The following is an 18796-nucleotide window of genomic DNA, read 5'->3' as shown; positions in this document are numbered from 1 at the left end:
ATCACCTACGCCAACTGGCATGCAGCTCACTCCCCTTGGTCGTGGTGCTCAGGGTGGACGTGGCCCGGGTCTCTGCTGCCGTGGCCGCCTGTGAGGTGGTGGCGGTGAGGTCGGCGGCGGGCCGGGTCGCCGGGGTCAGCACCGGCGTGGGCCCGTGGCCGGGCGGGGCGCCGAATGCCCGGCACGCCACCGCGGCAGGCAGTCGGGCTTGGGCCCGCCGGACGGGTCTGCCGGCGCCGGTGGAGACGGTGCCGCCGAGAACGGCCCCGCGGTGAGTCGGCCGCGCCCCGGCCGAGCTGGTGCGGGCGCCGCCCACGGCCGCGCCCGTGCCGCGCCGGGCCGGACCGCCGCGGCTCGCACTGCGGGCGCCGAGGACACCGAGACCCGCAGCGGTCCGGGCAGTCCGGGCGGTGCCGGAGGTGGCCGGTCCCGCGGGCCCCCGTGCCGCCCCGGCACGAGCGGCTGCTCCGGTCCCTGCTGTGCCGGCCGTGCCTCGGCAGGTGCCCGTGCCGTACCGGATCGTCCGCCCAACGCCCGCAGTCCCGGCCGCGCTGGCGGTCCGGGCAGTGCCCATATTGGTGCGGGTGCCCGCGCCCGTGCTCGCGGCCGCGGCGAGGGTGCGGCCGCTGGCGCGGTCGGCGCTGGTGGCCGTGCCGCTGCCTGCGGCGCACAGCACCACCCGCCCGGTCCCGGCGCGGGCGGCCGTGCCGACGCCGACGCAGGACGGCCCGGCGACGAGTTGCCCGCTGCCGTACCGGATGGTGTTGCCGCTGCCCGCCGTGGCGGCCGCGGTGATGCTCGTTGCCTGGTGGGTGGCTGCGGAGGCGGCCCGGACGGTGCCGTAGCCGCCGGCGGCGGTACGAGCCGCGGTATGCCGCTGGCCGCTCCCGGCGGCGTCGGCGGTGGCCGCGGCCGCTCCCGTGCTCGCGCCGGCGCGTACGGCCGTGCCGGTGCCCGTGGTGTGGGCGGCCCCGGTGAGGTGGCCTGTGGCGTAGCGGACGGTGCGCCCGGCACCCGCAGTGGCGGCGGCGGCCGGGGTGAGGGCCTGGTGGACGGTCGCAGTCGTGGCTGTGGCGGTGCTGTCCGCGCCGGCGGGGGTACGCCCGCCGGCGCGGTGCCGGCCGGACGCGGCAGCTGAGGCCGCAGCTGCTGCTCCCTCGAGCGCGCTCGTGCCCGCGGTGGTGCGTGTGCTCGCGCCTGCGGTGCGCGGGGCGCCGCACAGACGACCGGTGCCGTGCCGGACCGGGCGGCTGGTGCCGCTGGTCGTGGCCGCGAATTCCGTGCGGCCTGTGGCGTCGGGCGGGAGGGCGACGAGGATCGGCACCTGGTCACCCCCTGCCGGATCAGCTGACGGCGGCCCAGATGTTGTTGGCGTCCGCAGTGAACGACCCCAGGGTCACGCTCGCCGGGAGGGACGTCTGCGACGGGCCGAACCGACAGAACCGGTAGCCGCCCGAGCTCAAGTTGGCGTTGCCCGGGGTGAAGTTGCCGAGAGTCGACCCACAGGCGAAGGTCGGCGACGTCGTCCCGGCGAACAGCAGCGCCACGTAGTACCGGCCCGCGGCCGCCGCGTAAGACGAGGTCAGCGCCATGGCCTTGTGCCCTGCGCTCGCCCAGCTTGTCGACATGTCGGCCGTGACGGCGCGGCGGGTGCCGGAGGAGTCGTACAGCCCGGCGAGGCACTGCCCGGAGGTGAGCCCCGATCCGGCCGCGCCGAGGAGGGCGTGCACGGTGCTGATGGTGGCGGCCTGCCGCAGCTGCAGGCCCACCAGGTAGATGTACCCGGCGGTCAGCGTGGTGCCGGTCGTGCTCGAGCAGGCCGGGTCGAAGGTCCACGCGGTGAGCCCGTGATCGGACGGCAGCCACTCGCTCGGGTAGGCGGGTGTGCCGTGGGTGTGGTCGCCGCGCGAGTAGGTGGAGGAGCTGCCCGCGGATGCCGTCTGCCCGAAGCTGCTGGCGGCGGTGACCGTGCCGGACGGGGTGCCGCCGGAGGGCGGGGTCTGCCACGTCGCGGCGGTGCCGGACGTGGCGGTGGGGACCTGGCCGACGGTGGGGGTGCCGGTGACCGCGATGCCGTTGATCCGGGCGACGACGGGATTCGGGTAGGTGCCGGACAGGTCGCCGCCCGCGCTGCCGGTGGGGGTGCGGGAGTTGCTCAGGCGGGCGTCGTCACCGGCGGCGACGGTGCCCGTCGTGGTGCCCACGTTCAGGGTGGCGGCGCCGCCCAGCCCGAGGTTGTCCCGCGCCGTACTCGGGCTGGCCAGATCGGACAGGTTCGCCGACCTCTGCAGCGTCCCCGTCTCCAGGGCCGCGACCCGGGCCGCCGTCCCGGCCGGAGCCAGCCGGAACCGGGGCCCAGCGCCCTGGGACACCCACAGGTCCCCGCTGTACCCGTCCGGCCCCAGGAACGCCGGCACCAGACCCGCGCTCGTGGACACCAGCGCGCCGAGCGGGGTCCCGTTGGTGTCCTGCAGGTCGGTTACCGGCGAGCCGCCACTGGCCGCCTGCCACACCGTCAGCGTCGCCCCGCCCACGAGCGCCGCGACCGGCCGGTCCACCCCGCCCGTGTCGGTGACGGTGGCCGCGCCGACCGTCCAGTCCGCCGGCGCGCCCCCGTAGGTCAGCCTGGCCACCGCCCACCCCCCATCACAGTGCGGTCATGTCCAGCGTCAGCCCGCCGTCGGCGGTGATGAGCTGGCCGTCGCTGCCGTACGTCTCCGGCACGACCGTCTGCCACCACAGGTGACCGCCGGAGGTGAGGTCGATGGCCGCGCCGCCGGACGTCGCCGCCAGCTGGAAGGTGTTCGTGGCGGCGCCGACCACGTAGTAGACGGTGCCCTCAGTCAGGCCGCCCGGCAGCGCCTCATCCATCAGGTCGTACACCAGCACCCGGGCCCCGTTCGCGAGGCCGTGTCCCGTGCTGGTGAGGGTGTTGCCGGTCACGTCCGCCGTGGCGACCGCGTGCCGGACACCGTTCAGGGGCGCCCAGCCCAGGAAGGAGCCGCCGGTGGGGGCGGTCCAGTAGCCGTACGCGGCCACCGTCGCCCCGCCCGGCACGTCATGCGTCATCTGCCCGGACGAGTTGACCACGCCCGCCGACGGGGCGCCCCAGATGACGGCCTGCCGGGCGTAGGAGCCACCCGACAGCTCGGCGCTGCCCGAGGTGTTGGGGATGGCGGAGTGGAGGCTGATGTGGGTGATGGCGCCCGTGAGGCCGCCGGACAGGGCCGCTGCACGGCCGAGGTCAGTCAGAGGCATGGCCCTCTCCTGTCGGTGATGGCGCACACGCCGGGGCGACCGAGCGGGCCCGGCGTGCCCCGTGTGTGCGTCAGGTGCTGGCTACGCGGACGCGCCGACAATGCAGATGTCGTACGACACCGTGCTGCCGCCGCCGGAGTTGGCGATGCGGAAGACGTCGCCGGTGGACGAGGTCACGCCGTACGTCGTGGCGTCCGCAGGGCCGGCGATCGCCGCGAGGACCGCGCCCGGCCGCAGTGTGACGGTGCCGGTGGCGTTCAACAGCGTCGCCCACGCGTTCGAGGTGGCGTTGCCAACCACGACGTTGTTGCTGTTCGCGGTCGAGGCGGCGATGAACAGGCCCTTGATCCGGGCGAAGGTGATCGTGCTGCCGAAGGCGTCGAGGAGGACGCCCGCCAGGTCGAGGTCGTCGGTGCCGGACGCGGCGATCGTCCGCCGCGCCTGGAACACCCGGTCGGCCTTCCCCGCGCCGGTGCCGGAAGCGAGCGTCACCGCCCGGGACAGGCCCGCGGGGATCCGCGCCGTACCGAGCCCGGACGAGCCGGTCAGCTCCGTGAACGCGCTGACCGCGAGCGTGCTGGAGAGCGCCATCAGCTACCGCCCCCGTACCGCGCCACCAGCTCGTCCTTCGTCATGCCGTCGATCGTGGCCTCCTCGTTGGAGTCCTTCGCCTGCGACCGGGCGTACGCCTGCCATTCCGCCTTCGACGCGCCCCGCGTCGGCCGACCGGCCGCCTTCCCCTCCTCGAGGGAGGCCTCGGTCGACAGCTCCTGCCCGGGCGGGGTCGGCGCCTCCGGGGAGACGACCTGCCGGCCGTGCGGGTTGGCCACCCCCGCGTTCGTCGGCAGCCCGGCGTCCGTGGCGCGCGGTTCGACCGCGCCGTCTCGCAGCGTGCCGCTCTCCACCGTGGCGATGCCGCGCGGGTCGACGGGCTCGAACGGCTCGGCCGGGCCCGCAGTCGGTTCGGAGCCGTCCACGCCGTAGCCGCGCCGACGGAAGTACGCCAGCGCCGCGGCTGCCTCCGGGTGGTCGCCGTCCACGGTGGCCTTGCCCCTGCTGAAGTTCACGCCGGCGACCTCGCCGGAGAACTGCGGCTCGGGGGCCGTGATCTGGTACGTCGTCATGGTGCTCCTCCTCAGCTGACCTTGACGTTGCGGAACACGCCGCACGCCTTCGTGTTGCGGAGCACCGCGGCGACGGGCCCCATCTCCACCTCGCCGCGCTTGACCGCGCCGGGCTGGGTGAAGTCGGGCATGAACGTCTGCACGAGCGGCTGGCCCGCGACCGAGGCGCCATGGAAGGCGTCCAGGCCGAAGCTGACGGCGTACAGGTCCGTCAGGCCCGTGACGTTGCCGCCCGCCCCGGCACCGTCGGGGTCACGGGTCTCGATCGGGATGATCGGGGCCGTGCCGGTGTGGTTGTCGCCGAGGTCGACGAGGGTCCACGGACCGTACGACTCGACCTGTCGGCCGAGGTCGTCCTTCGTGGCGGTGTACAGGCCCGCCCACCGGGCGAGCGCGCGCACGCGGGTGATGGACACGGTGTTGCCGAGGATGGCCTTGACGCCAGGCGGGAGGGCGCCGGCCGTGCCCTGGTCGCCACCTCCGGTCTGCGAGGGGACGATCCGCGACAGGAAGCTGTCGAGGTGGTCGAGGGCGGCCATCGCCTTCTGCTGGTCGGTGATGGTGCCCGGGGACCAGTCGGCGTAACCGACGGTGACGCCGTTGGCCGCAGGCAGGTACTCGGTCGGCTGCCCGACAAGAATCTTGTCGAGGCCGTCGAAGCCGTCTGCGTCCACGGCGGTGTCGCCGTTGACCAGCTCCTCCTGAAAGCGCGAGCGGATGCTGGTCAGCTTCTGCTGCATCTGGAACATGATCTCGTTGGTCGCGGCCGGGCCGAGCTTCGCCAGGATGCGGTCGACCTGGAACGCGCCGCCGAGCGGCTTGAGGTCGACGGTGTACCGCTGACGGGTCGCCTCGGTCGGGCTGTACTCGGTGTTCACCGCGCGGAAGTCCGCGCCGCTCGCCGAGACGAGGCGCGTGTAACCGTAGGTGAGGGTTGCGCCGCCGGTGCCGGGGGTGACGGTGTCGTCGAACACCATCTGGTCCAGCAGCCACGAGTAGCGGCGCAGGTTGTCGATGACCGCGTAGTCCACGTCGGCCTGCGTGTTGAGCTGCGCCTGAGCGAGCGTCACGGGCATGAATTACTCCCTGATGGTCAGGTCTGGTAGTGGCCGCGGATCGCGCCAGCGAGTCCGCCCGCGGCCCGCTGCTTGGTGGCGCCCTCGCCGGTGCCGCCGGAGAGGTCGCCGCCGCTCTTGCCGGCGGAAGCGGTCGCCGCGAAGGCGGGGTTGTTCTTCACGGCGTCCTTGATGGCCTGGTCGAGGGCGGCCTGGAAGCCCTTGTCGGAGGGGTCGAGGCTGGAGATCGCGCTGATGAAGGAGCGGGAGTCGAGCAGCGCGCCGGCCTTCGCCTGGAGCTTGTCGGCGCGGGCCCATACGGCCAGCTCGACGTCCTTCGCGCGGATCACCGACTCCTTCTGGGAGAGCGCGGTGTCCTTCTGAGCGATGGCCTCGGCCAGCTTCGCCGGGTCCGGCGGGGTGTCGTCCTTGACGAACCCCAGGGCCTTTCCGAGCTGCTGGGTGAGGGCCTTGACCGCGTCGTCTGCGGCCTGCTTCTTGGCGTCGGTGCGGGCCTTGCCGGCGTCGCGGCGGGCGTCGGCGAGTTCCTTCTCCAGCCGTTTGACCGTGGCCGCGAGGTCGTCGTCCTTGCCCTGGCCGCTGTCCTTCCCGGAGCTGGAGCCGCCGTCGCCGGAGCCCTGACCGGCGTCACTGCCGGACCCACCTCCGCTTCCGTTGCTGTCGCCCGCGCCGTCCCCGCCACCGTCACCGGTCCCGCCGGCGCCGTTGTCGGATCCGGAGCCGCCGTCGCCCCCGCCGCCGTCCGCGTACAGGACAGGGGAGAAAGGGCCGTGGCCGTACGGGTGCGACCAGCCGGTGCCCGCGGCGATCAGCCGGGGCAGAGTCCTCTTCCGCATTGCGCCCTCCAGGGCAGGTGTCGCCCGCGCCTGGCGGGCCCGTGGAATCGGGGCCGCGCCTGGCGGTCCCGGGTGTGCTGGTGGCCCGCTCCTGGCGGGCCTGGTGCTGCCGCTCCGGGCCGCGCCTGGCGGCCGGAAGTCTGTGTCAGCGCGCGGTGGCGAGCTGCTCGCGGTGGCTCTTGCGGGGCAGCCCGGTCTCAGCGACCAGCGTGCGGATACGGCCCTGGTACTCGCGGACCTTCGCGTTCGCCCGCTTCCGCGCGTCCTCGTCGACCGCTCCGGCCGCACGCCGCTTCCATGCCCGCACCTGCCGCTCCAGGTAGCGCTGCTGCTGCGTCTGCTCGTACGTCGCCCGCGACGGCGGCTTCGGCCGAGGCCGGGTAACGCCGGGCAGGTAGATCGCGATCGAGTGCCGGCAGTTCGGATGCATCAGCCCGGCCGCGCGCGCCTCCGGCAAACTGCCGGCGACACGGACCTCGACCATGCGCCCGTCCTCGGTGGCGTGCTCCACCGTGATGGTGTCCGCGCCGCCCGCGCCGTCCCGGGTCAGGATCGTCCCCTCCCACGGCTTGCAGCGCGAACACTCCTCGGGGGCGTCGCTCACGAGGACCAGATCCACGCCAGCGGCGGCGAGCCGGTCCGTGTGCGCTTGCACGGCCGCGCGCCCGACAGCGGAGCGAGTGGCCATCTCCGTGTAGGAGGTGAGGTTCCACGGGCGGCCGGTTCGGTCCACGAACCCGGTCACCCCGCGGTCCGCGAACTTCGCCAGTGCCCGCGCAGCTGCGTCCCTGCGGGTCGTCGCCCCCAGCAGAGGTGCCGACGATGCCTCCGCGATCACCTGGCGGTACACGTCCATGCCCGTACGGAGAATCCGCATGTGCGTGGCGCCGGTCTCCTGCACCAGTGCTGCGGCCAGCCGGTCCACCGCCTGGGTGCCTGCCGGGATCGCCTTTACCGTCGGGGCGAGCGCCCCCAGCTCGGCCACGGCCGCCTGGGACCCGCGGTCGTACGCCTGCGCCACCGCCTCGTATATCGCCGGGACCGCTGATGCCTGAAGCGCGGCGATGATGTCCTCGATCGCCGTACGGAGGTGGCCGATCGAGGCGAGCTTCATCTGCGCCCACAGCGGCGAGTCCAGGCCCTCGGCGAGCGCCGTGGTGACCTTCTCGATCAGCGCCAGCTCGGCCTGCTCGTACAACGTGGAGACGGCGGACGCCAGATCCTCGGCCATGTCGGGACTGACCGGCATGAGGCACCCCCGCTACTGCTCGGTCTCCGCCTCGGCGTCGGCCGGCGGCTGCTCGTCGGGCTGCTGCTCATCGAGGGCTGGCCGGTCCGCGCCCAGCGTGAGCGGGTCCTCGACCAGGCGGCCGGACTCCTTCAAGATCCGGTCCACCTCCTCGCGCTGCGCCCGCTCATCCCAGTCCGGATGGATCAGCGCGACCCGGACCTCGGTCGATGCCGCCTCGGCTTGGTTGAGGAGGTTCGCGGTCTCGGCGAGGGTCTTGATGTCGTCCTGGACCGAGTCCTGCCAGGCCACGTCCGGGCGCTCCACCTCGACCCCGGACACTCCCTTGAACATGCCGCTGGCCTCCAGGATGAGGAGGGTCTCCACGATGTCTGCGATGCCGGTCGCCGCCAACTCGGCCTTGCGCGCGCGGGTGCTCATGCTTCGCGCGGTGCGGGCCTTGATCTCCGTGGCCGTCGTCGCCGTCCCAGACGAGTCGTCACCGAAGGTGTTCCCGGAGTAGCCCGCGTTGCGGATGACCTTGCCCACCAGCTCCTCGATCGTGGCCCGGTGCTCCTCGTGCCGAATCATGAACTGGTTCAGGGTGATCGGCTGATCCGAGGTGGGCGGCACGTTCATCGGGGCGTAGACCTCGCGGTCCTCCCACACCGCGCCCATCCCGGGGCCAGCGCTGTTGAGGTAGCCGGCCGGGACGATGATCCGGCTCTTGGCCAGCCTGATGTCCCGCATCCACGAGGTGTAGGTCTCATCGATCGCCGACAGGAACGTCTCGGCGCCCTGGTAGTCCGACGTGCCGAGCCCGGCGGCGCCGGGGATGTCCCGCCAGTCCGGCGCCACCATCGTGTTCGGGATGTAGGAGACCGCGAGCCGCTTCTCCATCCCCGCCGGCAGCTGACGCACCGGCAGGAAGTCCATCGTCTCCTCGAACGCCTCCAGCGGCAGCGGCTTGCCGAGGTGCTCCTCGGTGCCGTCGTACACGCCGTGCAGGATCAGGCCGGGCTCGTGGCGCTCCAGGTGCCGTACGACGCGCTGGCCGTCGGCGACGAGGACCGTCCAGAAGGTCACGCTGCGCAGGATGTCGCCGTGCGCGAAGGTTGGGGCGGCGCCGTCGGCGTGCACCATGCTGATCCACGGGCCGGGCCGAAGCGCGTCGTCCCACACGATCCGCAGGTACGCGCCACCGAGCGCTGAGCACGTCTCCCCGGAGGCGATCAGCGTGCGCTTCATGCCCAGGTCCATCAGCGCTTCGAGACGCTTCTGAGTGCCCGGGTTCTCGACCTTTAGGGTGGGCGGCTCGCTGTAGAGGAGGTCGCTGCTGGTGCGGGCGATGTCCCGGGCGAGCGGCATGTGGAGGTTGGCGCGCTTCTCGCCGAGGGGTGTCGGCTCGCCCCAGAACCAGCGGGAGACGCGGCCAACGACGCCGCCGCGGTACTGCGACGGTCGGTTCTGCGGGCCGAACCGGGCCTGGTCGCGGTGCCGGTTACGGTAGCGGTAGGCGAGCCGGTCCGGGTTCGCGGAGAACCAGGCGGCCCAGTCGGCCATGTCTGCCTGGATCGCGGGGTGGATCGGCGGCCAGGGCTGGTTCTTCTCAGGGAGCGGCACCGTCCACCTCCTCGACGTCGTCGCTGTTGGGGTGCTCCAGGATGTCGACGGCAGTGCGGAAGAACGCGGCCGTCGCTCGGCGGATCGTGTCCTCGGTGACCGGGCCGTCCTCTTCGGTGAGGGTGATCGTGCCCCACTGCGCCTCGGTGGCACCGACGCGGACGGCGACGGGCAGGGTGATCTCGGTGGGCATCAGGCGGCCACCTCCAGGGATGCTCCGGGCAGCAGGTGCCGCCACTCGGTCACCGAGCTGTGCAGCCCGTATCGCAGACCGTCAACGCTGTGGTCATCAATTTTCAGCGGCTGGTCGATGCCCTTCTCGGCAGCCTTCGAGTCCCATACGTACGCTGGCAGTTCCTCCAGCAGGCCCGTGCACGAGCGGTGGATCGACAGCAGGTCCGCGCCGAACGCCGTGGACACAGTCCGGATGCCGTCCGTCACCGCGTTGTCCGCCCGGGCCACGCCAGGAACCCCGTCCGCCCACAGCTGCGTCATGAAGCTGGCCGCGCTCGGGTCCACGAAAATCCAGCTCGGCTGGACGCCCTTCTGCCCACGGTGCTCGTACGACGACAGCCACCGGCGGACACCGGCGCTGTACTGCGCGTCCGTCAGCTGCCGCTTCGCCACCCGGGAGTCGTGCCGGTACTCACTGGCCACGTACAGCCGGTTGTCCGCGCCGATCCCGACCAGGAGAGCCGCGAACGGGTTGACGGTGCCGTAGTCGATGCCGACCGCCATCCACCGGGAGATCTCCGGGACCAGGTCCACGACGTGCCGGGCCTCATCGAACGCGTCGTAGATGACGCCCTCCGCCAGGCACCACTCGCCGAGGATGTACCGCCGGTAGAACAGACCCTTGTGCGACCGCTTCAGCGAGTCGACGTACGAGGCCGGCAGGGTCGGGTTGTCGTCCAGGACGAAGCTGAAGCGGTGCAGGTCCAGCGCGTCCGGGTCCTGCGTCTCCACGACCGTGCCGTCCCTGCGCAGGTGGAGCCGGGCCCTGTTCAGGTACTGCGTCTTCAGCCAGTGGTTCGGGCCCTCAGGGTTGGTGGTCGCGTACCACTGCGCCCCCTCTACGGAGAGCCGGGTCTCCAGCATCCGGAAGAAGCTCTCCGGGTAGGTCGTCAGCTCGTCGCAGTACGCGCCCGCCAGGGTCAGGCCCTTGATCTTGTCGGCGGCACGCTCGTCGTTCGCGCCGGCCACGTAGATCGTGCGGCCGAAGATGACGACTTCGCCAGCGCCCGCGCGGTAGTCGCAGCGCTTCTTGCCGATCATCTGCACGATGACGTCGATGATGTTCCGCTTCAGCGTCCGTTCGGTCTTGCCGACCATGAGCAGGGCGCCGGGCGGGCCGGTACGGATGTACCGCAGCCACACCATGATCGAGCTGATCGTTTTACCCGACCGGACCGCGCCTTCCCAGAGGTTTCCGCGTGCGGCCGCGAGCTGGGTCGCGCGCAGGGCCTTGCCAGCGAGGGGAGTGAACACGGCCGCCGCCCCCTCACTGCTGGTCCGGCATCATCCCCCTCAACCAGGCGTCCACGGCAGCCAGCCCCTCCAGGTCCTCGCGGTCCGGCGGAACGAGCTTCAGGCTCTTCTCGATCGCGAGCCCTGCGGCTGCCATCAGCGCCTTTTGCGCGTCGGCCGGCGGCTCGTCCAGCACGCGGGAGGCGTACGAGTTGTCGCTGCCGCCGAAGTTGAAGACGCGGTACCTCTGCCAGAGCCGTTCGGTGAGCTTCTCGGCGTCAGTCTGGAGCGCCTCCGCGAGGATGACCCGACGCTCTTCCAGGTCGGCCTTCCGCGCGCGGGTGGCTTCCTCGGTCATCGTTCGGTCGAAGTCCAGCCCCAACTCGGCGGCGATGACGGACACGGTCCGGGGGCCGCGGCCCATCTCGCGGGCGATGGCGTTGCGGCCGAGGCCTTGAGCGTGCAGGCGCCGGACCTCGTTGTAGTCGGCCTCGGTGACGGGCCGCTGGTCCTTGCGGAGGCCGTTCTTGCGGGGCGGGTTGGGCATGGGCGCCTCCTCCCGAGCATGCAGAGGGCCCGGCCGCTGAGCGAGGGGGCGGCCGGGCCGGTCAGTGAGGTGCGGTCAGCTCTTCGCCGGGCAGGAGCGGCCGGCGACGGGCTCGAATTTGGACTCGCCATCCTTCAGCCCGGTCGTGGCTGCGCCGATGTTGCCGGCGGCGTACTGGCCGTTGGCGAGGCGGTTGTCGACGGAGCTGGTGCCGCCGGTCGAGCAGTTGATCTCTACGAAGTAGCCCGCGTTCCCGTCGGCGTCCTTGATGACGTCGTCGAAGACGGCACGCAGCCTGGTCTCCGAGGTCACTTCGACGGTGATCTTCCGCTGGTTGCCGCTGGTGTCGCGGTGCACGACCTTGTAGGCCGGCGCGCTGGGCTTGGTGTCGTCGTCGCTGCTGGAGGAGCAGGCGGTGAGACTGAGGAGCGCGGTGGCGATGAGGCCGACGGCGGTGATGCGGGTGTTCATGTCCCCCCTAGGACAGTGTGGCTGAGGGGCCATGATGCCGGATCTGGTGCGTCTGTTTCCGGGCATGCCAGATCTGCGGCCCATGGTGGGGCATGATCGACCGGAACGTCAAGCGGGGTTGAGGTTCAGGGAGTGGCGACTCGCCACTCGTCCTCCTCCAGCACCATCGCGGCGCCGCACCGCGTGCACAGGCCGTGGCGGCGCGCCTCGTGGAAGCCGGTTGTCTCCACGGGCTCGTGCTCGATGCAGGTCCCGGTGCGCCGCATGGCGATGACGAGCGCGGCAGCGCTGCCCGGCTCCGGGGGGATGCCGAGGAGGTCGTGTTCGATGACGGCGATCCGGGTGGCATTCGCGCGCGGGGGTGCGGGTGCGACGGGCGGGCGGCGGCGCGGCCAGAACTTCACGGGCTGATTCTCTCGCGTGTAGGCCCCGCCGTCACGGTAGAGGACGGCGGGGCCTACACAGAGCAGGGCTGAAGGTCAGCTCTCCGGCTCTCCGATCCGGATCACCACGGCGGTCGCGTCATCCCGGTAGCCGCTCCCGCGCCCGCGCGCCTCAGCCACCAGCCTGTCGGCGAGGGCCTGCGGGTCGGTCTCCAGCGTGCGCACCACGGTCTCCAGCACGCGCGGAGGGACCTGGTCGTGGACGCCGTCGGAGGTGAGGATGACCAGCGGATCGTCCACGGTCACGGTGTAGACGGTCCCGACGGTCGCCCGGGACAGGCTCGTCCTCAGCCAGTTGTCGTGGTCGCGGGCGACCTCCACCGGAACACCGTTCGCACGGAGTTGCTGGCCCACGGTGTGGTCGTCGGTGTACCGGGTCAGCGTGATGCCGTCCCAGCCGTACGCCCGGCAGTCCCCGGTCCAGGACACGACAGCCCCAACCTCGTGGACGCGGACCCGGGCGGTCACGGCGACCGCGTCGGCCTCGTCCGGGTGGGCGGTCGACTCCGCGATGAGTTCGCCGGCGGTGAGGAGGCCGGCGAGCGGGCCGCGCCGGGCGGTGATACGGGCGGCAGTCTCGGCGAGCAGCGGTGCGGTGGCGGAGGTGCGGGGCCCGTGACCGATGCCGTCCACCACGGCGGCCCCTACGGTGCCGTCGGCGAGGCGGTAGACCCGGCAGGCGTCGGCGTTGTCCTTGGCGGTGCCCTCGCGGGTGGCGTGGCCGGTGGTGATCATCGGGTCGTCTTCCCTTTCGGGGTGCCGGGCACGGGCTTGGTCGGCGCCTTGAACCAGCCGCCGCGTGACGCCTGGTACACCGGCCCGTTGGCCCGCTCCTCGGGTGTCAACTTGGCACGCAGTTCGGCTTGGGGGATCGATCGGCGGAAGGCCATGATGGCGGTCCTGTCTCTTCGTGGGATGGGACCGGGGCGGCCGGGTCGCCTGGCAGCAGTCGGCCGCCCCGGGGTCTGGTGGGTCAGGCGCCGCGCTGGCGGCGCATCTCGGCGGTGATGTCCTGCTCGGTGGCTCCGAGGTTGTAGGCGCGGGCCATCGCCCGCGTCACCTGCTTCGGATCGGTGAGGCAGTCCGGGCCGCCGTGCGCGAGCACCTCGCGGGCGGCCTCCTCGATCGCGGCCTGCTTGTCCATGACGGGTCTCTCCTCCGGTAGATGGCGGGTAGACGGAGCGGTAGATGGCGGTAGATGGCGCGGTAGACGTGCAGGTCAGGCAGCGGTAGACGGGGCGGTAGACGCCTCCGGGGCCGAGAGCGGGGAGGGGGTCTCGAGGTCCCTCCGGCGCACTCCCCACGTCGGCACGCCGGCCACCTTCACGCCGCGGTCAACGGGCACCTCCAGAGCCACCAACCGGGCGCGCAGATCGGGCACCTTCCAGCCGGCCGTCAGGGCAGCCGTCTGGGGGTGCTTCTGGAGGTGGGCGAGGACGGTCCGCAGGTGCACCCCGGACCCGCCGTCCATGAGGGTAAGCAGGAGGGTGCGGACGGCCTCCCGATCGAGCGCTGGGGCGGCCTCCGAGGCGCCCTCCTCGTCGGCGTCGTCGGCCGCCTGCTCGGATGGGGCCCCGGCCCGCCAGGCGGCGACCACCCACGCGCCGGCGAGCAGGCACATCAGGGTTGGGACTCTGCGGAACAGCCACCACAGCCCGTACAGAAGTGCACCAATCGCAACGAGACGGAGCCAGCAGCCGAGCGCGGCCTTCCACCCGGTGAGGTCGTGCCGTCGGCCGCGCGCGACCCACACGGTGGTGCCCTGGGTGAGACGGCGTGCGAGGGCGGCGGATCCTGTGGTGAGGCGGATGACGACGCGGGCCAGGCGGGCGAGCCGGTGCATCACAGCAGCCCGGAACTCTGCGCCGCGTCGACCACCGCTTGGCCAACGCCGTTGAGTGCGGCGGGGAGCCAGAAGAGTGCGCCAGCGACACCGGCTGTGAGGGTCAGGACGCTGCCGACGATGACCCCGCCGATAATGCGCCGCTTGTCCTTTTTACCGGCGTCCTTGTAGGCGAGGACGGTGAGGTACGCGATGACGATGACCACGCCGGCGCCGGTCGCGCCGAGGCCGACGAGCTGGCCGGAGGTCAGTCCGCTCGCGGATGAGGTGCCGGTCGCCGCGTCGCCGGCGCGTGCTCCTGCGCGGTTGGCGACGGGTGCCGCGTGAGTGTGGAGCCAGCCGAGGATGCCGCCAGGGCACGCGGCGGCGCAGGCCGCGGCGCCGAATCCCTTCCCGAAGGGAGCCAAGAGTTTCATCTCCCGGCTGCCCTTCCACCAGGGCCGCAGGTTCGCGATCAAGATGAGGACGGCGGCGAGAAGGCCGCTAACGGTGAGGGTGGTGGTGCTGGTCATCGGTGTACTCCGGTGAGCAGGGTGAGCGCGTCGTACCAGTCGAGGACGCCGGGGGCGCCGAGCAGGGCGGTGACGAGGAGGGCTCTGGGTACGGCCCGGCCGGTGCGCCGGTCCAGGACCCAGGCGGCGGCGATCGCGACCCCGGCGATGATGTAGGCGGCGAGGATGCCGGCCTCGGTGCGGGCCTGGTGGAGCGTGTGGGCCCAGACGCCGACCAGGCTCCGGCCGCCGACCCACGGCACGAGGGCGGCGAGCAGCGCAACGACCATCCGCCAGGTGACCAGTGCGTCCCACAGCCGCTCCCACAGGCGCGGCGGCTGCTCTTCCTCGGCCGGGACGAGGACGATCTCGTGCACGTGGTGGTGGACGACGACCTCGGCGGGCGGCGGAGGCGGCGGTACGGCCGGGGGCGGGCTGGCGAGGACGGGCGGGGGCGGCGGCGTGCGCCACGGTGGTGCCTCGCCCGGCTCGGGCGGCCTCGGGGGCAGCGGGGCGCCGGCGGGGATGACGCGGGTCGGGGTGACGGGACGGCGGGGCTCCGGGATGGACACGGTGGGCTCCTGGTGGTGGCCGAGGGGGCGGGCGCCGAGGCGGCGGAGGTAGTGGCGGGCGCGCAGCTCGTCACCGCCGGGGGACGGCTGCGCGCCCATCAGGCGCCGACCTTGAGGGCGCGGAGGTAGCGGTCGACGCTGCTCTGCGGAACGTCCTTGCCGGTGGCCTTCCGGACGGTCCGGAGGACTGCTTCCGGCTCCCGGATTCCGGAGTCCCAGGCGTTCCGGACGGCTTCCTGCGTGGTCACGCGGCCGGACCGGATCGGGCTGACCGTGGCTTCCGGACTCTCCGGGGCACCTTCCGGACCTCCGGAGGGCTCCGGATCCGCGGATCCGTTCTCCTCCGCGGCTCCGGCGAGGCTGCGCTGCTCGGCCTCCACGAGGGCCTGGCCGCGCTGGAGTTCGCGCCGGATCGGGATCATGGCGAGCTGCCCGTCGACTGCGGCGCGGCGCTTCGCCACCCACTGCTGGGTGAGCGGGTCGAGGGGCCGGGCGTGGACGCGCATGGCGATGGTCCAGCCGCCCTTGGCGAGCGCGGAGACGAGCGCGCCGACGGCGCCGACTGCCCACTGGTCGGTGACGAGGTAGCCGTCGGCGAAGACCGCGCCCATCGAGATGAGCAGGGCGACGTGGCCGACGCGGCGGGGCAGCGCGGCACGGTCGGGGTCGTAGCGCAGCAGCCACTCGACGCCCATGCACATGATCCATGCGGCGTCGAAGGCGACTGCGGCCCCGTAGGCGATGACCGCGACGACGGACATGGCCAGGAGGGTGCCGATGGAGGCGGTGGTCCAGGTGAGGGAGACGGTGACGAGGAGGCCGGCGCCGAGGGTGACGGCTGTGCGGATGAGCTGGTCCCAGTCGCGGGGCGGTGCGGGGACCTCGATCGTCTCGTGGTCGAGAACCAGCTCGGTCTCGCCGTCGACCGTGTGCGGGACGAGGCGGGTCCGCTCGATGGTGCGGGTCTTCACGGTGCTCCTCCGGAGCGGGAGGGGTGCCGGCCCCCGCGGACGGGGTTGGGTTGGGGTGCGGGGGCCGGCGGTCTGGTGGGTCAGTGGAGGTGACGGCCGAGGTAGATGGCGCCGAGGATCAGCGGCCAGGCCATCGCGAAGAGGTAGAGGGCGCGCATCATGCGCTGTCCTTCCAGCCGAGGCGCTCGCGGATGTCGGCGGCCTGGGCGTAGTCCTGCTGGCACGCGGCGGGGGTAGCGGGCTCGGCGAGGATCTGGCTGGGCTGGGGGGTCAGGTCCGGCTGCTCGGGCTCCTGCTCGCTCATGCGGCGACCGCCGCGGTGTGCGCGGCGCGGGCGTCGGCCGCGATGGCGACGCGCTCGGCGACGTCGACCGTCATCCACGTCCGGACGCTGATCGCGGCCGGGTTGATGTGGAGGGCGTCGCCGGAGATGAGGTCACCGAGCGGTTCGACGGCGGCCCGCGGGCTGGGCTGCGGGTGGGCGGTGCGGATACCGTGTTCCACGGTCGTTTCTCCTGGTCGCTCAGGGGATCGGCTGGCCCCGGCCGGGCTCTCACACACCGACCGGGGCCGTTCCATTGGTGCCGTTCCACACTGGCAGAACTTATGGACATTGTCCAGAAGTTCGGGAAGGATGTAGCCGTGCCCGAGAACCCTGGAAGCGAGGGGAGCCGCTTGATCACCTTGAAGCAGATCGAGCAGGAGCACGGGGTCAGCCGGTCGGCGTTGCACACGTACCGGCGCAGCGCCTCCTTCCCTCAGCCGGTCCCGGTCGAGGGCTCCACGAAGATCCAGTACCGCGCCGATGAGGTGGCCGCGTGGTTCGAAGCGAACCCGCCTCAGCAGGGCAAGCGGACAGACCTCGCTCGTCACAACGAAGGAGTGCCAGTGGAGGCGACCAGACTTGCGGTCCCACCGAACGAGGCCCTGGAGGCGGCCCGCGAGTTCGTGCAGTGGCTACGCGCCCAGTTCACCGAGGACGAGCGGATCGCCCGCGCCGCTGACGACTCGCTCGGCAAGGTGAACATGGACTGGGAGTACCGGCCGGACGACGAACTGGGGGGCAAAGTCGTGTCCGCGCGTGGCTACGACCTCATCTACGACGTGCCGGCCGGTATCGGTGCGCACGTCGCGGAGTACGACCCGCGCCGGGCGCTGCGCGAGCTGGAAGCCAAGCGGGGAATCCTCGACCTGTACGCCACCGCCGTGGAGGACCGGGTGGCCTTGCGGGCCCGGATGCGCGAGGCACTCCACACGGACCCCGACGAGTTCGGCCGTCTTCATCGGCAGGAGTCCGAGTTGATGCGGGTCGCCGAGCAACTCGATCCGGTAGTTCGTCTGCTCGGTCTTCCGTACGTCGACCGGCCCGGCTACCGCGAGGAGTGGCGGCCGTAGCCGCACCCCGTCGGCCCCCGTCTCGCGCGCCGAGGCGGGGGCTTCGTCACGCCCGGCCTAAGATCCACTCCGTGGACCTACCCGATGATCTGATCGCGCTGGAGCGCGCCGCCGAGGAGCAGCGCGCGAAGCTGGACGGCCTGGACGGGGCCGAGTACGAGGCGCAGCTCCGGGCGTGGCGCGAGGCGTCGGCAGCGGCGCTGGCGGCGATCGCCGACCACGCCGCGGCGAACGGGCAGTCGCGGTACGACGTGGAGATGGCGGTGAAGCTGGCGGTCCGGCACGCGGAGGATGACCCGGCCGGGTGACCGCGCGGGCCCGGTGCGGCCCGGGTTCAGCGGGTTGAGATGCGGTACTCCCCGACCCTCGGCATCGCGTTGAAGAAGTCGGCCAGCCTCGCGCCGGCCTCGGCCGCCGTGGGCTGCGACACGGTCGGCGGCTGGGGCTTGTGCCGGTCCAGCTGCCGGCGGGCGCGAGCGGGGTTCGGGTACGGGCGGTGAGCCATGACGCTCAGGATGGCAGACGGTCACGGCTCCTCGGGCCAGCTCGTCAACAGCTCGCCAGCGTCCTCGTCGGTGAGGGTGATGCGGGCGCCGGGGTGGCCCCAGGCGCCGATCCACTGAGACAGCTTCCGTCGGGCGGTCGACTCGTTGTTCCACCAGCCGTGCTGTACCGGCCGGCCACCACTGGTCAGCAGGAGGTGGTACCGCGCGGGGCTCGGCTTGCTCGTCACGGCCACCATCCTATTATCGAACACGTGAACGACTTGCCACCTGACCTGCCCCGACTCCGCACCCTGGAGACGTGGCTCGCCGTGAGCCTCGACCGGGTCCGGCAGCAGATCGCGGCGGTCGAGCGGCAGGAGCAGGAGCGGCAGCATGGCGAGCATGCCCGGCCGCCGACGCCCGACTGGGTGATGGAGCTGGGGATCGGCCGGGACTCGCTTCCGGTCTACGTCCACGAAGGCGGGTGCTGGTCAACCGGGAAACGGGCGCGCGGGGTGTCCCGGGACGCCGCGCTCCGGGCCCTGGTCGAGGGAGTGCCCGCCTGCCCGCACTGCCGGCCTGACAGCGCGCTCGGCTACCTGGACGGGTGAGGCACCAGCGCCCTCTCGGTCCCCGTCGGGCGCCCAGGAAGGTCTCACGAAATCCGATCCGTGAATTTCTGGAGTCCGGTGGCCGCCAGCTCACATACTCGGGCCATGACCACTCTGAAGATCGCCATTCAGCTGGCCGAACATGACGACGTCCCGCGCGCCTCTGGCCCGGGCACCGTCATCCACGCCTACGACACCGAGGACCACCGCTTCCCGTACCACGACGGCATCGAGGCGGCGTACACCGTGAAGCCGGACATCGGCTGGGGCGTCGTGCTTCAGCAGCGTCAGCCGGTCTGCTCCGTCTGCAAAGCGGGGCACGAGCAGGCCGCATGAGGAATCCGCCCGCCGAGAG

The 18796-nt window shown here is 72.4% G+C and carries 29 protein-coding genes; 4 read left to right on the top strand and 25 right to left on the bottom strand.

Features of this window, described 5'->3' with window-relative positions:
* Nucleotide 1: 1 nt before the first annotated feature.
* The 23 genes from IE251_RS13250 to IE251_RS13140 form a co-directional block, all read right to left on the bottom strand.
* Nucleotides 2-1324: a hypothetical protein gene (locus IE251_RS13250; protein WP_189753099.1), complete on the bottom strand. Its 1323-nt coding sequence runs from the start codon at nucleotides 1322-1324 to the stop codon at nucleotides 2-4.
* Between the two features lie 19 nt (nucleotides 1325-1343).
* Nucleotides 1344-2633 carry a hypothetical protein gene (locus IE251_RS13245; protein WP_189753098.1) on the bottom strand — a complete coding sequence of 430 codons (1290 nt, stop codon included), beginning with the start codon at nucleotides 2631-2633 and terminating at the stop codon, nucleotides 1344-1346.
* A gap of 13 nt (nucleotides 2634-2646) precedes the next feature.
* Entirely contained in the window at nucleotides 2647-3258 is a 612-nt protein-coding gene (locus IE251_RS13240) for a phage tail fiber protein (RefSeq protein WP_189753097.1), read from the bottom strand.
* Between the two features lie 81 nt (nucleotides 3259-3339).
* The gene (locus tag IE251_RS13235) at nucleotides 3340-3849 is read right to left on the bottom strand and encodes a hypothetical protein (RefSeq protein WP_189753096.1); all 510 of its coding nucleotides are present in this window, start codon (nucleotides 3847-3849) and stop codon (nucleotides 3340-3342) included.
* Complete coding sequence (locus IE251_RS13230) at nucleotides 3849-4382, bottom strand: hypothetical protein (protein ID WP_189753095.1); 534 nt, start codon at nucleotides 4380-4382, stop codon at nucleotides 3849-3851. The genes IE251_RS13235 and IE251_RS13230 overlap by 1 nt, the downstream gene beginning before the upstream one ends.
* An 11-nt stretch (nucleotides 4383-4393) precedes the next feature.
* Nucleotides 4394-5458 (bottom strand): major capsid protein, encoded by a 1065-nt coding sequence (locus tag IE251_RS13225; protein WP_189753094.1) that lies wholly within the window; start codon nucleotides 5456-5458, stop codon nucleotides 4394-4396.
* Between the two features lie 17 nt (nucleotides 5459-5475).
* Complete coding sequence (locus IE251_RS13220) at nucleotides 5476-6294, bottom strand: hypothetical protein (RefSeq protein WP_189753093.1); 819 nt, start codon at nucleotides 6292-6294, stop codon at nucleotides 5476-5478.
* A gap of 145 nt (nucleotides 6295-6439) precedes the next feature.
* Nucleotides 6440-7525 (bottom strand): phage minor capsid protein, encoded by a 1086-nt coding sequence (locus IE251_RS13215; RefSeq protein ID WP_229896730.1) that lies wholly within the window; start codon nucleotides 7523-7525, stop codon nucleotides 6440-6442.
* A 30-nt stretch (nucleotides 7526-7555) separates the two neighbouring features.
* Nucleotides 7556-9145, bottom strand: a complete 1590-nt coding sequence (locus IE251_RS13210) for a phage capsid protein (protein ID WP_189753091.1) — start codon at nucleotides 9143-9145, stop codon at nucleotides 7556-7558.
* Nucleotides 9132-9338 (bottom strand): hypothetical protein, encoded by a 207-nt coding sequence (locus tag IE251_RS13205; RefSeq protein ID WP_189753090.1) that lies wholly within the window; start codon nucleotides 9336-9338, stop codon nucleotides 9132-9134. The genes IE251_RS13210 and IE251_RS13205 overlap by 14 nt, the downstream gene beginning before the upstream one ends.
* A complete protein-coding gene (locus IE251_RS13200; RefSeq protein WP_189753089.1) occupies nucleotides 9338-10633 on the bottom strand; it encodes a PBSX family phage terminase large subunit in 1296 nt (431 codons plus the stop codon). Before IE251_RS13200 ends, IE251_RS13205 begins: the two co-directional genes overlap by 1 nt.
* Nucleotides 10634-10646: 13 nt before the next feature.
* Nucleotides 10647-11159 carry a helix-turn-helix domain-containing protein gene (locus IE251_RS13195; RefSeq protein ID WP_189753088.1) on the bottom strand — a complete coding sequence of 171 codons (513 nt, stop codon included), beginning with the start codon at nucleotides 11157-11159 and terminating at the stop codon, nucleotides 10647-10649.
* A gap of 75 nt (nucleotides 11160-11234) precedes the next feature.
* Nucleotides 11235-11630, bottom strand: coding sequence for a hypothetical protein (locus IE251_RS13190; RefSeq protein WP_189753087.1), 396 nt, complete (start codon nucleotides 11628-11630; stop codon nucleotides 11235-11237).
* 125 nt (nucleotides 11631-11755) lie between these two features.
* Nucleotides 11756-12034 (bottom strand): hypothetical protein, encoded by a 279-nt coding sequence (locus IE251_RS13185; protein WP_189753086.1) that lies wholly within the window; start codon nucleotides 12032-12034, stop codon nucleotides 11756-11758.
* Nucleotides 12035-12109: 75 nt separating this feature from the next.
* Nucleotides 12110-12808 (bottom strand): PP2C family protein-serine/threonine phosphatase, encoded by a 699-nt coding sequence (locus IE251_RS13180; protein WP_189753085.1) that lies wholly within the window; start codon nucleotides 12806-12808, stop codon nucleotides 12110-12112.
* Nucleotides 12805-12963: a hypothetical protein gene (locus tag IE251_RS13175; RefSeq protein WP_189753084.1), complete on the bottom strand. Its 159-nt coding sequence runs from the start codon at nucleotides 12961-12963 to the stop codon at nucleotides 12805-12807. The genes IE251_RS13180 and IE251_RS13175 overlap by 4 nt, the downstream gene beginning before the upstream one ends.
* Before the next feature lie 83 nt (nucleotides 12964-13046).
* Nucleotides 13047-13217, bottom strand: coding sequence for a hypothetical protein (locus IE251_RS13170; protein WP_189753083.1), 171 nt, complete (start codon nucleotides 13215-13217; stop codon nucleotides 13047-13049).
* 75 nt (nucleotides 13218-13292) lie between these two features.
* The gene (locus tag IE251_RS13165; protein WP_189753082.1) at nucleotides 13293-13916 is read right to left on the bottom strand and encodes a hypothetical protein; all 624 of its coding nucleotides are present in this window, start codon (nucleotides 13914-13916) and stop codon (nucleotides 13293-13295) included.
* Nucleotides 13916-14428: a hypothetical protein gene (locus IE251_RS13160; protein ID WP_189753081.1), complete on the bottom strand. Its 513-nt coding sequence runs from the start codon at nucleotides 14426-14428 to the stop codon at nucleotides 13916-13918. Before IE251_RS13160 ends, IE251_RS13165 begins: the two co-directional genes overlap by 1 nt.
* Complete coding sequence (locus tag IE251_RS13155) at nucleotides 14425-15078, bottom strand: hypothetical protein (protein ID WP_229896729.1); 654 nt, start codon at nucleotides 15076-15078, stop codon at nucleotides 14425-14427. The genes IE251_RS13160 and IE251_RS13155 overlap by 4 nt, the downstream gene beginning before the upstream one ends.
* Nucleotides 15078-15950 carry a protein transporter Sec31 gene (locus IE251_RS13150; RefSeq protein ID WP_189753080.1) on the bottom strand — a complete coding sequence of 291 codons (873 nt, stop codon included), beginning with the start codon at nucleotides 15948-15950 and terminating at the stop codon, nucleotides 15078-15080. The genes IE251_RS13155 and IE251_RS13150 overlap by 1 nt, the downstream gene beginning before the upstream one ends.
* A 157-nt stretch (nucleotides 15951-16107) precedes the next feature.
* The gene (locus IE251_RS13145) at nucleotides 16108-16254 is read right to left on the bottom strand and encodes a hypothetical protein (RefSeq protein WP_189753079.1); all 147 of its coding nucleotides are present in this window, start codon (nucleotides 16252-16254) and stop codon (nucleotides 16108-16110) included.
* The gene (locus tag IE251_RS13140; protein WP_189753078.1) at nucleotides 16251-16454 is read right to left on the bottom strand and encodes a hypothetical protein; all 204 of its coding nucleotides are present in this window, start codon (nucleotides 16452-16454) and stop codon (nucleotides 16251-16253) included. Before IE251_RS13140 ends, IE251_RS13145 begins: the two co-directional genes overlap by 4 nt.
* 171 nt (nucleotides 16455-16625) lie before the next feature.
* Between IE251_RS13140 and IE251_RS13135 the strand changes: the two genes are divergently transcribed.
* On the top strand, nucleotides 16626-17345 hold the full coding sequence (locus tag IE251_RS13135; RefSeq protein ID WP_189753077.1) for a DUF6221 family protein: 720 nt from the start codon (nucleotides 16626-16628) through the stop codon (nucleotides 17343-17345).
* A 71-nt stretch (nucleotides 17346-17416) separates the two neighbouring features.
* Entirely contained in the window at nucleotides 17417-17653 is a 237-nt protein-coding gene (locus IE251_RS13130) for a hypothetical protein (RefSeq protein ID WP_229896728.1), read from the top strand.
* Nucleotides 17654-17679: 26 nt separating this feature from the next.
* Here the strand turns inward: IE251_RS13130 and IE251_RS13125 are convergent, their stop codons facing one another.
* Together IE251_RS13125 and IE251_RS13120 are read right to left on the bottom strand one after the other, a co-directional pair.
* Nucleotides 17680-17850 (bottom strand): hypothetical protein, encoded by a 171-nt coding sequence (locus tag IE251_RS13125; RefSeq protein ID WP_189753076.1) that lies wholly within the window; start codon nucleotides 17848-17850, stop codon nucleotides 17680-17682.
* Nucleotides 17851-17871: 21 nt separating this feature from the next.
* Nucleotides 17872-18078 (bottom strand): hypothetical protein, encoded by a 207-nt coding sequence (locus tag IE251_RS13120; RefSeq protein ID WP_189753075.1) that lies wholly within the window; start codon nucleotides 18076-18078, stop codon nucleotides 17872-17874.
* Nucleotides 18079-18102: 24 nt separating this feature from the next.
* Between IE251_RS13120 and IE251_RS13115 the strand changes: the two genes are divergently transcribed.
* Nucleotides 18103-18441: a DUF6233 domain-containing protein gene (locus tag IE251_RS13115; RefSeq protein WP_189753074.1), complete on the top strand. Its 339-nt coding sequence runs from the start codon at nucleotides 18103-18105 to the stop codon at nucleotides 18439-18441.
* 105 nt (nucleotides 18442-18546) lie between these two features.
* Nucleotides 18547-18777, top strand: a complete 231-nt coding sequence (locus IE251_RS13110; RefSeq protein ID WP_189753073.1) for a hypothetical protein — start codon at nucleotides 18547-18549, stop codon at nucleotides 18775-18777.
* Nucleotides 18778-18796: the final 19 nt, after the last annotated feature.

Origin of the sequence: Streptomyces eurythermus, from assembly GCF_014649115.1 — a bacterium.
Lineage (GTDB): Bacteria > Actinomycetota > Actinomycetes > Streptomycetales > Streptomycetaceae > Streptomyces > Streptomyces eurythermus.
Note: the sequence above shows the minus strand (reverse complement) of the source record. Positions and strands in the feature narration are given on the sequence as shown.

Excerpts from the sequence above, each read along its gene's own strand:
- IE251_RS13240 (WP_189753097.1), bottom strand. The coding sequence starts at position 3,258 with ATGCCTCTGACTGACCTCGGCCGTGCAGCGGCCCTGTCCGGCGGCCTC.
- IE251_RS13155 (WP_229896729.1), bottom strand. The coding sequence starts at position 15,078 with ATGGGCGCGCAGCCGTCCCCCGGCGGTGACGAGCTGCGCGCCCGCCAC.
- IE251_RS13180 (WP_189753085.1), bottom strand. The coding sequence starts at position 12,808 with ATGATCACCACCGGCCACGCCACCCGCGAGGGCACCGCCAAGGACAAC.
- IE251_RS13190 (WP_189753087.1), bottom strand. The coding sequence starts at position 11,630 with ATGAACACCCGCATCACCGCCGTCGGCCTCATCGCCACCGCGCTCCTC.
- IE251_RS13230 (WP_189753095.1), bottom strand. The coding sequence starts at position 4,382 with ATGACGACGTACCAGATCACGGCCCCCGAGCCGCAGTTCTCCGGCGAG.
- IE251_RS13165 (WP_189753082.1), bottom strand. The coding sequence starts at position 13,916 with ATGCACCGGCTCGCCCGCCTGGCCCGCGTCGTCATCCGCCTCACCACA.
- IE251_RS13195 (WP_189753088.1), bottom strand. The coding sequence starts at position 11,159 with ATGCCCAACCCGCCCCGCAAGAACGGCCTCCGCAAGGACCAGCGGCCC.
- IE251_RS13220 (WP_189753093.1), bottom strand. The coding sequence starts at position 6,294 with ATGCGGAAGAGGACTCTGCCCCGGCTGATCGCCGCGGGCACCGGCTGG.
- IE251_RS13205 (WP_189753090.1), bottom strand. The coding sequence starts at position 9,338 with ATGCCCACCGAGATCACCCTGCCCGTCGCCGTCCGCGTCGGTGCCACC.
- IE251_RS13235 (WP_189753096.1), bottom strand. The coding sequence starts at position 3,849 with ATGGCGCTCTCCAGCACGCTCGCGGTCAGCGCGTTCACGGAGCTGACC.
- IE251_RS13145 (WP_189753079.1), bottom strand. The coding sequence starts at position 16,254 with ATGAGCGAGCAGGAGCCCGAGCAGCCGGACCTGACCCCCCAGCCCAGC.
- IE251_RS13110 (WP_189753073.1), top strand. The coding sequence starts at position 18,547 with ATGACCACTCTGAAGATCGCCATTCAGCTGGCCGAACATGACGACGTC.
- IE251_RS13225 (WP_189753094.1), bottom strand. The coding sequence starts at position 5,458 with ATGCCCGTGACGCTCGCTCAGGCGCAGCTCAACACGCAGGCCGACGTG.
- IE251_RS13125 (WP_189753076.1), bottom strand. The coding sequence starts at position 17,850 with ATGGCTCACCGCCCGTACCCGAACCCCGCTCGCGCCCGCCGGCAGCTG.
- IE251_RS13170 (WP_189753083.1), bottom strand. The coding sequence starts at position 13,217 with ATGGACAAGCAGGCCGCGATCGAGGAGGCCGCCCGCGAGGTGCTCGCG.
- IE251_RS13215 (WP_229896730.1), bottom strand. The coding sequence starts at position 7,525 with ATGGCCGAGGATCTGGCGTCCGCCGTCTCCACGTTGTACGAGCAGGCC.
- IE251_RS13175 (WP_189753084.1), bottom strand. The coding sequence starts at position 12,963 with ATGGCCTTCCGCCGATCGATCCCCCAAGCCGAACTGCGTGCCAAGTTG.
- IE251_RS13160 (WP_189753081.1), bottom strand. The coding sequence starts at position 14,428 with ATGACCAGCACCACCACCCTCACCGTTAGCGGCCTTCTCGCCGCCGTC.